We start from the raw sequence: 14,430 nt of genomic DNA, 5'->3' as shown, positions 1-14,430 counted from the left end.
TTAGGCCTGTTGTTTGACCACTTTTGCAGGGACGCCGACGACGGTAGCGCCTGCAGGAACATCCGAAAGCACAACAGCATTTGCGCCGATTTTGGCGTGGTCTCCGATTGTGAGCGGACCGAGGATCTTTGCCCCGGCGCCAATGTCCACATGCCCACCGACCTGAACCGCGCCAGATACAGTAACCTGATGAAATATCATGCAATTTGGCCCGATTGACGCTTCAGGATGTATGATAATTCCAGTCGGATGCGGTAGCCGCAATCCGCCACCGATTTTTTGGTGGGCGTGGATTTCACTCTGAGTAACCAAAGACCAGAACCAATGCACGACCGCCCAGTATTTGGCAGCGATGCGCGCGAAGACTCCCTTGCGAGCCCGCCAGCTTTGATAGCGCCGAATACTGCGCAAAAGTTTAAGACCGGGCGCCCAGAAATGACCGATTTCTTCGCGCGTCCAATCGGGCTCTGTTGCTGAAATATGGTTGTTCTGTTGTGTCATGCCTGCCTGCACTTTACTGCCGTTGCCCCATCAAAGCGCGTTTGACGTGGCCGGGCAAGATCGCAAAGCACCGTGCATAGCGTCCGGCCATGCGCGAGGGCGATTGCATCAGCCGCCAAAGCCATTCGAGCGCAAGCCGCCGCACCCATTTCGGCGCGCGGTCTTGTGTTCCGGCGAGAAAGTCCAGCCCGGCACCAATGCTGACAAACCCTGTCTGCGGCGCGATTTCGCGACCATAGGCGGCAAGCATTTCCTGTTTTGGCGCACCTAGGGCGATAAAACAAATCCGCGCGCCTGACTCGTGGATCGCTTGCAAAAGCGCCCGTGCGTCATCGCCGTGTGGATCAAAGCCAAAGGGCGGAGAAATCTTCGCTGTCACTACCAGCCCCGGGCAAGCCGCTTTCATTGTGACTTCTGCCTGCGCCAAAGCCTCTGACGTGGACCCCGCCAAAGCGACAGTAGCGCCAAGGTCGGTCACCCACTGACACATCGGCAAGATCAAATCCGACCCCGGCAGCAACTCTATTTCCTGCCCGGCCATGCGCCCCATCCAAACAATCGGGTTGCCATCGGCAACGACGTAGTCCTGCGCCTGATAGGCCGCATAAAACGGCACATCGGTATTCATCTTTACAAGGTGGTCAAGGTTTATGGTTGCAAGGGCAAAGCCTTGATTGCGTTCGATTTTCTCGCAGACTTTGGCTTTAAGGTCTGCAATGGATTTGACGGATACAGCCACAGGACCCTGTCGTGTTTCAAACTGCATCTTGTGCTCCCTGCCTCGGTTGTTTCTGTTTACCATCTGCAAATAGATTTGCCATCGTGTTGTTGAAATCAGCAAAGCCCGTGCAATTGCCAGATGCCCGACGCAATCTTGTCGATTTTTCCAATTAGACAGCAGGTCAAATTCGGCGCAAAACGTGCCATAAGAGGGAATGAGCAGGCTATATCTATGACGTCCTTGGCAATCATTGGCTGCGGATTTGTCGCCGACCTTTATATGAGGTCTTTGGCGACCTTTCCCCATGTGCAGGTCAGCGTGGTCTATGATCGTGATCCGGCGCGGCTAAAGGCATTTTGTGACTTCTGGGCAGTGAAAGCGGCGGGTTCGATGGATGATTTGCTTGCGCAGCTTCCAAACGAAAGCCTCATCCTGAACCTGACGAACCCCAGCAGCCATCTAGAAGTAAACCTGCGCTGCCTTGAGGCCGGGCATCATGTCTATTCCGAAAAGCCATTGGCAGTGACCATGGAAGATGCGCAAAAGGTGCATGACATCGCGGCTGAACGTGGACTGCAAGTTGCCTCGGCCCCGTGCAGCGTCCTGGGTGAAACGGCGCAGACACTGGGCAAGGCCATTCGCGATCAAGTCGCCGGGCAGGCGCGACTGATCTATGCGGAACTTGACGACGGTTTTGTCCCCCAGGCCCCCTTTGCCGATTGGGTCAGCGACAGCGGCGCGTCTTGGCCTGCCGAGGATGAATTTCGCGTCGGCTGCACGCTGGAACATGCTGGCTATTACCTTTCGTGGCTGATCAGCTGGTTTGGGCCCGTGCAGACGGTTGTTGCAGCCTCGGCAGAGGTTCTGCCTGACAAGGCCCCATCAGGGCAGGGCACGCCTGATCTGTCCGTCGCGACCTTGTTTTTCGCAGACGGCCCACCCGTGCGGCTGACCTGCTCCATCGTTGCGCCGCATAACCATGAAATTATGGTGGTCGGGGATGCGGGCGTTCTGAAGGTCAAAAAGGCTTGGGACAACAGCGCGCCGGTCAAGTTTTACAAACGCATGGTCCTGCGGCGCAAGTTGCTGGAAAACCCGCTGGGGCGGCGCATTCACATCAAAAAGGAGACGCACCCCAAGGTCAAACGCTGGGGTGCGGCCGCGATGAATTTCGCGCTGGGTCCGATGGAAATGTTAGCGGCGATTAAGGCGGGGCGTCAAAGTCGGCTGGCTGGAGATTTTGCCCTGCACCTGAACGAAGTCACGCTTGCGATCCAAAACGCGGGGCAGACAACCGGCGCGCAAACCATGACCACCACTTGCCAGCCAATGGAGCCGATGCCATGGGCGCGCTAAGCCGGATTGCCTATCTGACCGGGGAATACCCGCGCGCGACGGATACATTTATCCAGCGCGAAGTCGCCGCCTTGCGGACCCTGGGGCATGAGGTGCTCACCTGTTCCATCCGGCAGACCGGTCCTGAACATCACGTCGGCCCCGAACAGCGCGCCGAAGCCGCCCGTACGTTTCATGTATTGAAAGCTGCGAAAGCGCCGGCGCATCTGTTTCGGTGCCACTGGCGGTTCCTGCGCAACAATCCAGGACGATATGCTGCGGCGTTGAAACTGGCGCTGGCAACCTCGCCTGGTGGCATCAAAAATACGCTCTACCAATTGTTCTACTTTGCTGAAGCCGCTGTTTTGGGCGCGCATTTGCAGGACAATGAAGTCACGCATCTGCACAATCATATCGCGAAATCAAGCTGTTCTGTGGCGATGCTCATGTCAGAAATGACAGGCATTCCCTTCAGTTTCACCCTGCATGGCCCGGATATTTTCTTTGCACCAGAGCATTGGCGGCTCGACAAAAAGATCGAAAAAGCCACCTTTGTCGCCTGCATCAGCCACTTTTGTCGCGCTCAGGCGATGAGTTTTTCAGACCGCGAACATTGGTCCAAACTGCATATTGTGCACTGCGGGATCGACCCGGATCGCTACGCTGATGACGTCACGCCGACGCCGAACACGCTCTTGTTTGTTGGACGCCTTGCGTCGGTCAAAGGTCTGCCCATTCTCTTGCAAGCGATGGTCGATCTGCCAGATTTGCGCCTGACCGTGGTCGGGGATGGACCGGACCGTGAAGCCCTCCAGACAGAAGCGCGTGACCTAGGGCTTGCCACGCGCGTCGACTTTGTGGGCTACAAGTCGCAGGATGACGTTGCCCGTTTCCTGAAGTCACACGCCATCTTTGTGCTGCCAAGTTTTGCCGAAGGCGTGCCGGTCGTGTTGATGGAAGCCATGGCAACCGCGCGGCCTGTCATCACAACGCGCATCGCCGGGATCCCTGAATTGGTCGAAGATGGCGTATCAGGTCTGCTCGTCGCGCCCGGCGATGTCGGGGCGCTGAAAGCAGCGATTGCGGAACTCACATCAGACCCAAATCGCGCGGAAACTATGGGTCAGGCGGGGCGTGCTAAGGTACGCCAGGACTATGTCGCCGAAAAAGAGGCCGCTTGGCTGTCGGACATTCTGACAGGCTATGCCAATGAAGCACCGCCTTTGGACCTCCGCCCGGAGGCAGAGGCATGAACCCACGTGTCGCGATTGTGGCGATTGGCCGAAACGAAGGGGACCGGTTGAAAGCTTGCCTTGCCTCTTTGCCCGACGTGCCGATTGTTTATGTGGATTCAGGCTCGACAGACGGGTCGGTGGAATTGGCCCGCAAATCAGGTGCGATGGTGGTGGAACTCTCACCAGACCGCCCCTTTACCGCTGCGCGCGCCCGACGCGAAGGCTATGAAGCGCTGTGTGAACAAGGTTGCCCTGACTTTATTCAGTTTATCGATGGCGATTGCGCGTTGCAGCCGGGTTGGTTGGATCAAGCGCTGTCCGCAATGGAAGATCACCTTGATTGGGGCATCGTAACCGGCTGGCGGCGCGAAGTTTATCCGGATGCCAGTGTTTACAACGCGCTCTGTCATCACGAGTGGGATCGTCCTGCGGGTGACATCTCAACCTGTGGCGGCGATATGTTGGTTCGAGCGGCCGCCATCAAAGAGGCTGGTCCGTTTGATGATCATGTGATCGCGGCGGAGGACGATGAGTTCTGTGTCCGTATCCGCATAGCAGGTTGGACTATCCACCGCCTTCCATTGGAAATGACGCGGCACGATGCTGCGATGTATCACTTTGAACAATGGTGGAAACGTGCGGTCCGCTCTGGCCACGGCTTCGCGCAGGTAGGCCAGATGCACCCGCCATATTTCGCGCGAGAGCGCCAGCGCGTGGTGGTCTATGGCATGGTGCTACCCGCGCTTGCTGGATTGGGGCTGCTATTTTTTTGGCCCCTGACCATCCTTAGCCTTCTTGTCTATGGCGTAAACTTTCTGCGGATCGCCCAAGGTTTGCGCGGAGAGGGGCTTGAGACAGCCCGCGCGCGGCGACTTGCGGCGCTGATCACGCTTTCAAAGATCCCGAATGCCATTGGCATGCTTGAATTTTATCGTCGTCGCCTATTGGGGCGGCGCATGCACATCATCGAGTATAAGTAATGACACAGACGCCCATCAGAACCGCCATTATCGGCGCAGGTTACATTGCCGATTGGCATGCCGAGGCTCTCAAATTGACGGCTGGGGCGGAGCTGGTCGCTGTCTGCGACCGATCAAAGGGCGCAGCGGATGGGTTTGCAGAACGCTATGGGCTTGTCGCGTTTCACGATCTGGATGAGTTGATCGCGGCGAAAGTCTGTGATGCTGTTCACATTCTGACGCCGCCGGACAGCCACGCGGCACTTGCGACCAAATGCCTGTCTGCCGGGATGCATTGCTTTGTGGAAAAACCGGTTGCGCTGTCCTTGGCGGATACAAAGAAAATCGTAGAAGCCTCTGAAAAGCATGAAAAAACCTTCGCCGCCGGGCATAACTTCTTGGGTTTGCCTTCTTACGAGCGGCTCCAAACATTGGTCACGACAGGTGACCTTGGTCGCATCACCTCTGCTGAGGTCAATTGGCATTTCCCACTCGCGCCTTTGCGTTCTGGCCCCTTTGGCCTGTGGTTGCTGAAAGAACCGAAAAACCTGCTTTTGGAACTCGGCCCGCACCTCTTTGCCTTTGCGCAGGACTTGTTTGGACCGGTAGAGGTTGAGGCGCTGAGCCTTGGCAAACCCATTGCCTTGCCCGCCGACACAGACCGCCCGCAAAGCTGGCGCATTCTGGCGCGGGCTGGAGATGTGGATGTGACCTTCAACCTATCCCTTGTCGAAACCGTCGATGACCGGTCTGTTGTCGTGCGTGGCAGTTCGGCACTGGCGCGGCTGAATTACGCAAACGACACTTTGGTTCTGCAGCGCGAAAACGCATCGGACCTTGTGCTAAACCCGTTGCGGCGAGAGCTTGATCTGGCCGCGCAACACCTGCGCGAAGGCGTTGTGAATGCCGCGCGGCAGCTGAGTTCTTTGAACCGTAAATCGGCCTATGGTCTGGGCTTTCAGGGTGCGTTCAAAGCGTTCTATTCAGCGCTGCAATCAGGGAACGCCTTGGATACCCGGTTCGACGGCGCTGCCGCGATCGAGGTCATGCGCGCGATTGATGATGTGATCGCCATGATGCCCAAGGCGGCGGCCAAGCCAAAGCCTGCCACCAAAAAGAAACCCAAGCCAAGCGTCTTGGTTGTTGGCGGTACCGGCTTTATCGGGCGCGCATTGACCCGAAAATTGGTGGCGCAGGGGCACGACGTGCGCGTCTTAAGTCGCGGTAAAACCGGTCCATTTGACGATATCGCCGATCAGGTGGAACTGTATTCCGCGTCGCTTTCAGACCCAGAGGCGCTCGCCGGTGCGATGGAAGGCATTGAGGCGGTCTACCACCTTGGCAAATCGCTTGATATCACTTGGGAAGGGTGCCTTAAGAACGATGTCGGCGTTACGCTGGCCTTGGCCGAAGCAGCCCAAAAAGCAGACGTCATGCGGTTCATCTATACAGGCACAATCGCCTCATATGACATGAGCCGCCCGGATGACACAATCACGGAACACACCGGTTTTGCCGAGGATATGACGGATCGCAATCTATACGCGCGGTCCAAGGCAAAATGCGAGGAAGAACTCCTAAAGCTACATGATACCAAAGGCTTGCCTCTGGTGATTGCCCGCCCAGGTATCGTCGTTGGGGAAGGGGGGCCGCTGCAGCACTGGGGCATCGGGCGCTGGCATGGCGCAGGCGCAGTGCGTATTTGGGGCGATGGCAGCAATATTCTGCCCTTTGTCCTGATCGACGATGTCGCTGACGCGCTCGTGTTGATGAAAGACACACCAGAGGCGGTCGGGAAGTCCTTCAACCTGGTCGCGGACCCGATGATGTCTGCCCGCGACTATTTTGCCGCCATTCATCAATCCCTTGGCGCCAATATTCGCGTGTCCTCTGGCAATTTGACTGCCTTTTGGGCGGCAGATGCAGTGAAATATGCGCTGAAGAAACACGTCCTGCGCCGCCATGGGGCCATTCGACCCAGCCTTGCCGATTGGAAATCACGCGCCCATTTGTCGCCGTTTGACAATCGTCTGCCCAAAGAGATCCTAGGGTGGGCCCCCGAAAGCCGCCGTGAGGTATTTGTTCAAAAGGCCATAGTGGAGGCAAATCTGCTAGGCTTCTGAAAATCGCCATATTTTGCCCCAGTTTATTGCCTAAAACGGCTCGACCAGAAACAGGACCAGTCAGATGACCAAAGACCATCTTCCCAGTGCCTCAAACGCCAAGCTTCTCATCGATCTTGGCGACGAAGCACAATTGCTTTGGAATGAGATGCATGAGATCGACCTGGATGAGGCGCATCTGCGGGCGAACCGGATCGTGACCGCGCAAAAAAACGATCCTGTGCACAAGCGGTTTGACATGCTGCGCACGCGGCTCTTGATCGCGATGCGAGAGCACGGCTGGACGCGGATTGCAGTTACCGGCGTGACCGAAGGCTGCGGGGCGAGCTTTGTTTCAGCCAACCTCGCACTGTCCGTTGCGCGTATGGAAAGTGTGCGGACCGTTCTGTTTGATATGCATTTCACCAAGCCAAGTTTGGCAGCGCTTTTGGGCGTTAAGAACCCCGGACGGCTGAGTGACTATCTGGCCGGTCATATCGCGCCCGAGGAATATTTGATTCGCGTCGGGCAGTCGCTTGCCTTGGGCCTGAATGACACCAAGGTCTATCATTCGTCAGAGCTTATTCAGCAAATGATGACCACAGATGTGCTGTCCGAAATGCAAGATTTGCTCTGCCCGGACATGGTGATATTTGATCTGCCGTCCGTTCTGGACAGCGACGATGTGCTTGGATTTCTGCCGAATGTGGACGGTGTTCTGCTTGTCGTCGGCGGTGGTCAAAGCCTGCCCGAAGAAGTGCAGCGTGCCGAGCAAGCGCTGGGGGATAAGACCCAGCTGCTTGGTGTTGTGTTGAATAAGGCAGAAAGCCTGTTCTCCTAAAAATCGCTTAATATCAGCATTTTGCGGCTGATACTTCATCCATATTTCAGGTGTTCGGGCGAATGCGCGCTGCGGATTTGTCGGCAAAGGCCGCAAGACGTTCGCGGGCGGCGGGCTGCGTGTTCACAACACCTGCAACGACGGCCTCGGCATAGGCGGCATCCATCGCGGACATGTTCTGCATGTGGCTGACAGCAGAACAAATCGCAAAGTTTGTCAGGGGCAAATTGGCAGCGGTGCGTTGCGCCAGCGCGATGGCTTTATCAAATGTTGACCCTTCTTCAAGATATTGAGCCAAGCCCAGATCAACTGCCTCTTGTCCCTGATAGACCCGCCCGGTCAGCATCATATCGATCATGCGGGACTTGCCGACCAAATCCGCGACCCGAATGGTCGCGCCACCGCCTGTAAACAATCCGCGTTGCCCTTCGGGCAGGGCGAAATAGGTGCCAGCATCAGCCACCCGGATATGGGCCGCGCTGGCGAGTTCCAAACCACCGCCAACAACCGCGCCCTTAAGGGCTGCGATCACCGGCACGCCGCCATATTCCATCTTGTTGAAGGCCTCATGCCAGCGCAGGCAAACATGCATGAAATCCGCTGGGCTGCGATCTGCGTCATGGTGTTCAATCAGGTCCAGGCCCGCGCAGAAATGATCCCCTTTGGCCGCCAAGACGATGGCCTGCGCCCCGGCACGTGGTGCGTTTGAAAAGAGCGTGATCAACTCTTCGATGGTCGCCAAGTTCAGCGCATTGCGCTTTTCGGGGCGGTTCAGGGTCACAACCCAGACGCCATCGTCGTGTTTCTCAAGCGTGAGGTTTTCAAATTGGTCGTCGTTGAGTGTGACAGTCATGGGTGCACCGAAGTTTTCTATGTAGTGAATTGCGTTAAGTGACATCTAATGACTGTTGGTATTTGAGATAATGACGCTAGATGACAAATTATTTGCATAAAGTGACAAAGAATGTTCGACTTAATTCATGGAGATGCATAATCCAATCCACGCACCGGCTACGGTCTCATTTGCGCTAGTTGAGGACCTTTTATTGGCCCTTGAAGTGCGTTGCGGCGCAGAGGGACTGCAGAAAATCCTGAAACGCGCGGAGTTTTCAGCGCGAGATAACCACACAAAGACGCGCCTATCGCGGGATCAGATCGTGCGGCTTTATCAGGTTGCCGCGCAGCAAAGCGGCGATGAAATGATGGGGCTTTGGTCCCGCCCGATCCGTCCGGGAGCACTCAAGCAGATCTGCACGACGATATTAGGGGCGTCGTCCATTGGGGCGGGTATCTACCGGATGGCCACGTTTTGGAACCTCGTTCTGGATGATTATTTTCTGGAGATTTCAAATGCAAATCAATGTGTTGTGGTGCAGTTGAAACCTCGCGGCAGGGGCGACGTAAACCGGTTCGGTCATATGTTGATGCTCAAGTTGGCGCATGGGCTGGCCTCTTGGCTTGCGGGGCGCGAACTGCCTGTGGCGCAGGTGGATTTTGCGTTTGCAAAGCCCCCCTTTGCCGCAGATTACCCGGTGCTTTTCCCGTGCGAGGCGCGCTTTGATCAACCGTTCACTGCAATTTCTTTTGACCGCGCACTTTGGTCCCTTCCGATTCAACGCACAGCATCTGATCTGCAGCGGTTTCTAACCCACGCGCCTCGGGACTGGATATTCACCGAGTCTAATGAACATGCGTTGACGTTGAAGCTACGCGAGATGGTCTATACGGCGCGGTTTGATCTTACGCTCAATGATGCGGCCGCCGCCCTGCATGTGACACCGCGCACCTTGATCCGGCGCCTGAATGCGCAGGGGAGTTCCTTTCAAGCCATCAAAGACAGTCTGCGCCGCGACATGGCGATTGCGGGTCTAACAGAAGGCCAACCTATTGAGGCGCTGGCGCAAACGCTTGGCTTTGCCTCCGCAGCGACATTCCATCGGGCGTTCAAACACTGGACAGGGGATACACCCGCCGCCTATCGCGACAGGATTTAGCGCGCAAAAGGGCTAAGCGTCATCGACTCGAAAAGATCTATATTGGGGGAGATAATGGTGCGGTCGAGAACCGGCATCTAGGTGTCGCATGCTGTTTCATTCTGTCCATAAAACAAAATAATATCAATATGTTGGTATGATTTTTCGTTTCATGTTGTCGCGCGCTTTTGCTACGCAGCGCGCGTTCAATTGTGGGGCTGTAGATGGGGCTGGAACTGAATAAAATGCTACTGCTGTAGACAATTGAGTGCTTGGATTTGCTAGCTTCGAAGTGTGAATGCTGCGAAGCGGTAGCGAGTTTGCAGCTTGAATTTCTTCGAAGCAGTTTCATCAAAGTCGAACACTAAGCTATCAAGCGTGTAGCTCGCACGTCTTAACCATTCATCTTCGATATTTATTCGACCCGTCTCTGTTATTTGCAATGGAAACTCTATTCCAGAGATCCGTGTATTAAACAAATCGTTCACCACACAATCGTTGTGAGCGATTAGATTGCGAACTTCAGATGCGATCAAGGTCATCTCAAACGCCTCATCGGTGGGAAAAAGTTCGATCCCTGTTCTAGACTTTATGAACTTACTCAGCTCGCGTAGTGGCTTGTATGATAGTTCATGAACTTTTCGTTCAACAATTTGCCAAATAAGATCTTCGTAGTTGCCGGTTTCGATGATCGTCGAAACTTCAACCGTACCTTCAGATTTGAGCATTTCAGGGCGAGAAAGAATTATATCTCGCAGGATAGTTGTTAGATAGAGATCGAAGGATTCAATGGCCCTCGAAAGCAAAATTTGGTTTACCAAGGAACGTTGTTTTGAAAAGTTGTATTCAAGGGCATTCAACCCTTCCATTCCAATGCTTTCTTTGAGTTGATCACTCAGAACCTCACGTAGCTCATGAGACGTTTTTACAAAGTTAAAATCGAATCCCACAAATTCTCGCAACTCCATAATCCGCGCCATGTAAGTAAGGCACGGGTCAGTAGTATGGTCAGGTGGTTGCCGAAAACCTTCTGCGAGCGGGTCGACTTTGGTTTCCTCATTGGATTTTGTCTTTTTTCCCAAAATTTGCCCCTCTCTCAATACCTTCAAAATTTAATGCCAAAATCATGTATCGCTAAGTCGGTTTGGCGGAATGCCGTAGCCGGAAAATATATTCTGTCGTTTGGAATAAGACATTTGGCAGAGCATCGAAAGCTAACGCGGTCCAATCGTGACCGAAATCCGGATTCCGAATTCTATAATGGTCATCTATCGTTTCGAGGAAGTTTTTGCTAATTGCGCACCATTTTCGCGCACTTGTTGCGTACAATTGTGGGGCTGGCCGTGGGGTAAGGTAACATAAAAATCGAAAAAGCCAATAATTACTGTGGCTTAAGTGTTTTAGGTGGTGCGGTCGAGAAGACTCGAACTTCCACTCCGGTTAAGGAACAGCGACCTCAACGCTGCGCGTCTACCAATTCCGCCACGACCGCACATGACTTGGTGACGGGGTCTATATCGAGTCGCCATTTGGATGTGAAGCGCAAAAAACACCTTGCGGTGAAAAAGATAACCCACCCAACAGGCAGTGACTGGCGGTGGTCAGTGGCGCGCGTCCAACGGATTGAACCGCCGCCTGTTGACCTGTGATCAGAGACGTGAAATGCCTGCGCTCCACACCTATATGCCAGTTGAAACAAGGGCCGCAGGGCTTAGGAGTTGCCATGGTGGAATGGAAAATCTCATCCGGTCTGACCGACTATCAAGAGGCGGTGGATTTCATGGAGGCCCGTGCCGAGGCGATCCGCGCGGGTGACGCAGATGAGTGCATCTGGTTGGTCGAACATCCGCCGCTTTACACAGCAGGCACGTCGGCTAAGGTCGAGGACCTGACGGACCCGGATCGCTTTACGGTCTACACCAGCAAACGCGGTGGGCAGTATACCTATCATGGTCCCGGCCAGCGGGTCATCTATGTGATGCTTGATGTCGCGAAGCGCGGCAAGGACGTGCGGGGATTTGTTGAGCAACTTGAGAAATGGGTTATTGCGACGCTGGATCAGTTCAATGTCAAAGGCGAAATCCGCTGTGGCCGGGTGGGCGTCTGGGTCGAGCGGGACGACAAGCCGTTGACCGTGACCGGTCAAAAGGCCGAGGACAAAATCGCGGCCATCGGTATTCGGCTGCGCAAATGGGTCAGTTTTCATGGTATTTCGATCAATGTGGAGCCGGATTTGGATCACTTCACCGGGATTGTGCCCTGCGGGATCACTGAATTTGGCGTGACGTCTTTGGTTGATCTGGGGCTGCCGGTGACGATGGATGATCTGGACGTCGCCCTACGCAGCACTTTTGAAGAGATGTTTCAGGCCGGCTAACAAGTTTCTGCCTACCCGCCGGGCCGCGCTGATTTGTCCATTGCAGATCAGACTGCAAACATTAGGTTGTGCAACGAACGCGCTAGCTAAAGTGAGGGATACGATGAAACGTATCATGTTGACGACCGCCGCCTTGATGCTGGCAACTGCCGCGCAGGCGGAAGGCGATGTTGCCGCAGGCGAAAAGGCCTTTGGTAAATGCAAATCCTGCCACACGATCACCACGCCTGAAGGCGAAGTTCTGGCGAAAGGTGGCCGCACAGGGCCAAACCTATATGGCGTGGTTGGCCGCGCTGCCGGGGCTGGCGATTTCAAGTATTCCAAGGCGATGACTGAAGCAGGCGAAGCAGGTCTTGTCTGGGACGAGGCGCTATTGGCGGCCTTTGTTGCTGATCCCAAGGGGTTCCTGAAAGAGCAGGGGACCGATGGGAAAACCAAGATGACATTTAAGCTCAAAAAGGGCGGCGAAGATGTCGCGGCTTATTTGGCAAGCGTGTCACCGATGGTTGAGGTTGAAGAAACCGAAGAAGAAGCTGTCACGCAATAATCGGCGCTGATTTACGGATTTGAATAAAATTACCCCGCTGCGGACTACCAAGCGGGGTTTTCTTTTGCCGCGTTCGCTTAACGCGGCGTTGAAAACTAACAATTGGTTAAAGAAGTTTGCCCCGTGCCCGCATTCGCTGCGGAATGGGGCGCTCATTGGTTGCCGGGCAGGGTGCGTGGCGTAAGGTGAGGCAACCGATGATTTCCGCCTTGAGGACCAGATGGCTGCATCTCTTTCCGTTGAAAAGTCGCTGACGCAGGCGCGGCAGGCCGCCAAGAAGCAGGATTGGCTGACGGCGGTCACATTGAATCAGGCCGTGCTGGAACGCTTCCCGAAGAATAAGAAGGCGGCAAAGGCCCTTGCTGAAATGCGTGTCGTCGCGACCGAAGGGTTGTTTCAACGGGCACAGGTCGCAGAACAGCAAGACGATTGGCCAGCCGCGATCACCCACTTGCGGGCAGCCTTTTATTTGGCCCCGACGCATCCGCAGGTCGCTTGTGCTTTGGCCAAGTGTTTGCTGGAAGATGACCAAGCAGTTGAGGCGCTTAAGGTGTGTGATGACATCCTTGCGATTTCCGCTGATTTGCCACGCGCGCTGATCTTGCGTGGGCAGGCGCTGCACGAATTGAACCGCCCTGATGAAGCCGTGCAGGTCTTGGAGAAGGCGCGCGTGTTGACGCCGGATGATACAATTATCTACCGGCTGCTTGGCGCGGTTGCGCAATCGCAAGGCGAGCTTGAGACGGCAGAACAACATTTTGAGGCAGGGTTGCAGGTCGACCCCATGGATGTCGGTCTGTTGCGGCATATCTCGGTTGTTAAGCGCAAGGTCGACGCGTCGGACCCGCTGATTGCCCAAATGCGCCAAGCCATTGCCAAGCTAGGTAAGGACAATCCCCGCAGTGCCTATGTGCAGTTTGCGCTGTTTGACTTGCTGCACAAATGCAAGGACCACGCTGCGGCGTTTTCCCATTTGCAGCAGGGGAACGCTTTGCTGGCCAAGACCACGCCTTATGATTTCAGATCCGAAGCGATTGCAGGCGCTTATGCCAAAAGCCTGTTCCCAGAGCCAATACCTGAATCCGGCACCGAGCCTGATACGCGTTTCATTTTCGTGACGGGGCTGCCACGGACAGGCACCACCCTGACCGAACGCATTTTGGCGCGGGATGCAAATGTTCAGGCTTGCGGAGAACTGAATATCCTGCGGGCGGCTGTCATTCAGCAGATGCAGACCCTGCAAGCAAAGGGTCAGGCGCAGTTGAGTGCTCAGGACATCCAAGCGCTACGGGACCTTCTTCTAAGTGAGTTTGACAGTCTTTCGGATGGTCGACCGGTGATGGTGGACAAGATGCCGCTGAATTTCCGTTGGATTGGCTTTATTGCCGCCGCGCTGCCTGAGGCGCGCATTGTGCATATGAGTCGTGACCCGCGTGCGGTTGCATGGTCGCTCTATCGGCAGGTGTTCAAGGGCAGGGCGCAGGGGTTTGTGAACAGCTTTGACGATATCGCGCGCTTTATGATCTACCACCGCGACCTGATGCAGCATTGGAACAAAGTCTGCGGGGATCGGGTGTTTGATCTGGGCTATGGCGCTTTGGTGAATGAACCCATAGCGTCCACCAAAGCCTTAGCAGAGGCAACCAGGCTGACATGGTCCGAGGATTGGCTGACCCCAGAGAAAGCCACAAACCATGTGCGCACGGCCAGTGCCGTGCAGGTGACGCAGCCGGTCTACAAGGACAGCGACCAAGGCTGGAGGGTCTATGAGGCGGAACTGGCACCGATGCTCAAGGCGCTGACGACCGCAGGGTTGATTTAGGCCAAAAAAATGGGTAC

Annotated in this window: 13 protein-coding genes and 1 tRNA gene; 9 read left to right on the top strand and 5 right to left on the bottom strand. The window is 55.2% G+C overall.

Features of this window, described 5'->3' with window-relative positions; all coding sequences use genetic code 11:
- Nucleotides 1-501, bottom strand: a complete 501-nt coding sequence (locus BUA39_RS12540) for a serine O-acetyltransferase (RefSeq protein WP_072793562.1) — start codon at nucleotides 499-501, stop codon at nucleotides 1-3.
- A gap of 13 nt (nucleotides 502-514) precedes the next feature.
- Nucleotides 515-1,267 (bottom strand): WecB/TagA/CpsF family glycosyltransferase, encoded by a 753-nt coding sequence (locus BUA39_RS12535; RefSeq protein WP_072793561.1) that lies wholly within the window; start codon nucleotides 1,265-1,267, stop codon nucleotides 515-517.
- Nucleotides 1,268-1,453: 186 nt separating this feature from the next.
- Between BUA39_RS12535 and BUA39_RS12530 the strand changes: the two genes are divergently transcribed.
- From BUA39_RS12530 to BUA39_RS12510, 5 genes are all read left to right on the top strand, one after another.
- The gene (locus BUA39_RS12530; protein ID WP_072793560.1) at nucleotides 1,454-2,578 is read left to right on the top strand and encodes a Gfo/Idh/MocA family protein; all 1,125 of its coding nucleotides are present in this window, start codon (nucleotides 1,454-1,456) and stop codon (nucleotides 2,576-2,578) included.
- Nucleotides 2,566-3,810, top strand: a complete 1,245-nt coding sequence (locus BUA39_RS12525; RefSeq protein WP_072793559.1) for a glycosyltransferase family 4 protein — start codon at nucleotides 2,566-2,568, stop codon at nucleotides 3,808-3,810. The genes BUA39_RS12530 and BUA39_RS12525 overlap by 13 nt, the downstream gene beginning before the upstream one ends.
- On the top strand, nucleotides 3,807-4,772 hold the full coding sequence (locus tag BUA39_RS12520; RefSeq protein ID WP_072793558.1) for a glycosyltransferase family 2 protein: 966 nt from the start codon (nucleotides 3,807-3,809) through the stop codon (nucleotides 4,770-4,772). Before BUA39_RS12525 ends, BUA39_RS12520 begins: the two co-directional genes overlap by 4 nt.
- A complete protein-coding gene (locus BUA39_RS12515; RefSeq protein ID WP_072793557.1) occupies nucleotides 4,772-6,874 on the top strand; it encodes an NAD-dependent epimerase/dehydratase family protein in 2,103 nt (700 codons plus the stop codon). Before BUA39_RS12520 ends, BUA39_RS12515 begins: the two co-directional genes overlap by 1 nt.
- A gap of 64 nt (nucleotides 6,875-6,938) precedes the next feature.
- On the top strand, nucleotides 6,939-7,694 hold the full coding sequence (locus BUA39_RS12510; protein WP_072793556.1) for a CpsD/CapB family tyrosine-protein kinase: 756 nt from the start codon (nucleotides 6,939-6,941) through the stop codon (nucleotides 7,692-7,694).
- A 46-nt stretch (nucleotides 7,695-7,740) separates the two neighbouring features.
- On the opposite strand, the gene BUA39_RS12505 is transcribed toward BUA39_RS12510, so the two are convergent.
- Entirely contained in the window at nucleotides 7,741-8,547 is an 807-nt protein-coding gene (locus tag BUA39_RS12505; RefSeq protein ID WP_072793555.1) for a crotonase/enoyl-CoA hydratase family protein, read from the bottom strand.
- A 193-nt stretch (nucleotides 8,548-8,740) separates the two neighbouring features.
- On the opposite strand from BUA39_RS12505, the gene BUA39_RS12500 reads away from it, so the two are divergent.
- On the top strand, nucleotides 8,741-9,688 hold the full coding sequence (locus tag BUA39_RS12500; protein ID WP_242648597.1) for an AraC family transcriptional regulator: 948 nt from the start codon (nucleotides 8,741-8,743) through the stop codon (nucleotides 9,686-9,688).
- A gap of 260 nt (nucleotides 9,689-9,948) precedes the next feature.
- Here BUA39_RS12500 and BUA39_RS12495 read toward each other — a convergent pair whose 3' ends face one another.
- Both BUA39_RS12495 and BUA39_RS12490 read right to left on the bottom strand, forming a co-directional pair.
- Nucleotides 9,949-10,749 (bottom strand): hypothetical protein, encoded by an 801-nt coding sequence (locus tag BUA39_RS12495; RefSeq protein WP_131814601.1) that lies wholly within the window; start codon nucleotides 10,747-10,749, stop codon nucleotides 9,949-9,951.
- Between the two features lie 323 nt (nucleotides 10,750-11,072).
- A tRNA-Leu gene (locus tag BUA39_RS12490) sits at nucleotides 11,073-11,159 on the bottom strand.
- A gap of 231 nt (nucleotides 11,160-11,390) precedes the next feature.
- Between BUA39_RS12490 and lipB the strand changes: the two genes are divergently transcribed.
- The 3 genes from lipB to BUA39_RS12475 all read left to right on the top strand — a co-directional run bounded on the left by lipB (nucleotide 11,391) and on the right by BUA39_RS12475 (nucleotide 14,413).
- Nucleotides 11,391-12,044, top strand: a complete 654-nt coding sequence (gene lipB / locus BUA39_RS12485; protein WP_072793552.1) for a lipoyl(octanoyl) transferase LipB — start codon at nucleotides 11,391-11,393, stop codon at nucleotides 12,042-12,044.
- Between the two features lie 103 nt (nucleotides 12,045-12,147).
- A complete protein-coding gene (locus BUA39_RS12480) occupies nucleotides 12,148-12,591 on the top strand; it encodes a c-type cytochrome (RefSeq protein ID WP_072793551.1) in 444 nt (147 codons plus the stop codon).
- Between the two features lie 220 nt (nucleotides 12,592-12,811).
- Entirely contained in the window at nucleotides 12,812-14,413 is a 1,602-nt protein-coding gene (locus BUA39_RS12475) for a tetratricopeptide repeat-containing sulfotransferase family protein (protein ID WP_072793550.1), read from the top strand.
- The last annotated feature ends 17 nt before the right edge of the window (nucleotides 14,414-14,430 follow it).

Origin of the sequence: Cognatishimia maritima (genome assembly GCF_900129685.1) — a bacterium.
GTDB classification, from domain to species: Bacteria; Pseudomonadota; Alphaproteobacteria; order Rhodobacterales; family Rhodobacteraceae; genus Cognatishimia; species Cognatishimia maritima.
Note: the sequence above shows the minus strand (reverse complement) of the source record. Positions and strands in the feature narration are given on the sequence as shown.

What these genes read in the sequence shown, in the direction of transcription:
- BUA39_RS12510 (WP_072793556.1), top strand. Translation starts at nt 6,939, where the DNA reads ATGACCAAAGACCATCTTCCCAGTGCCTCAAACGCCAAGCTTCTCATC.
- BUA39_RS12540 (WP_072793562.1), bottom strand. Translation starts at nt 501, where the DNA reads ATGACACAACAGAACAACCATATTTCAGCAACAGAGCCCGATTGGACG.
- BUA39_RS12505 (WP_072793555.1), bottom strand. Translation starts at nt 8,547, where the DNA reads ATGACTGTCACACTCAACGACGACCAATTTGAAAACCTCACGCTTGAG.
- lipB (WP_072793552.1), top strand. Translation starts at nt 11,391, where the DNA reads ATGGTGGAATGGAAAATCTCATCCGGTCTGACCGACTATCAAGAGGCG.
- BUA39_RS12530 (WP_072793560.1), top strand. Translation starts at nt 1,454, where the DNA reads ATGACGTCCTTGGCAATCATTGGCTGCGGATTTGTCGCCGACCTTTAT.
- BUA39_RS12515 (WP_072793557.1), top strand. Translation starts at nt 4,772, where the DNA reads ATGACACAGACGCCCATCAGAACCGCCATTATCGGCGCAGGTTACATT.
- BUA39_RS12520 (WP_072793558.1), top strand. Translation starts at nt 3,807, where the DNA reads ATGAACCCACGTGTCGCGATTGTGGCGATTGGCCGAAACGAAGGGGAC.
- BUA39_RS12535 (WP_072793561.1), bottom strand. Translation starts at nt 1,267, where the DNA reads ATGCAGTTTGAAACACGACAGGGTCCTGTGGCTGTATCCGTCAAATCC.
- BUA39_RS12480 (WP_072793551.1), top strand. Translation starts at nt 12,148, where the DNA reads ATGAAACGTATCATGTTGACGACCGCCGCCTTGATGCTGGCAACTGCC.
- BUA39_RS12475 (WP_072793550.1), top strand. Translation starts at nt 12,812, where the DNA reads ATGGCTGCATCTCTTTCCGTTGAAAAGTCGCTGACGCAGGCGCGGCAG.
- BUA39_RS12525 (WP_072793559.1), top strand. Translation starts at nt 2,566, where the DNA reads ATGGGCGCGCTAAGCCGGATTGCCTATCTGACCGGGGAATACCCGCGC.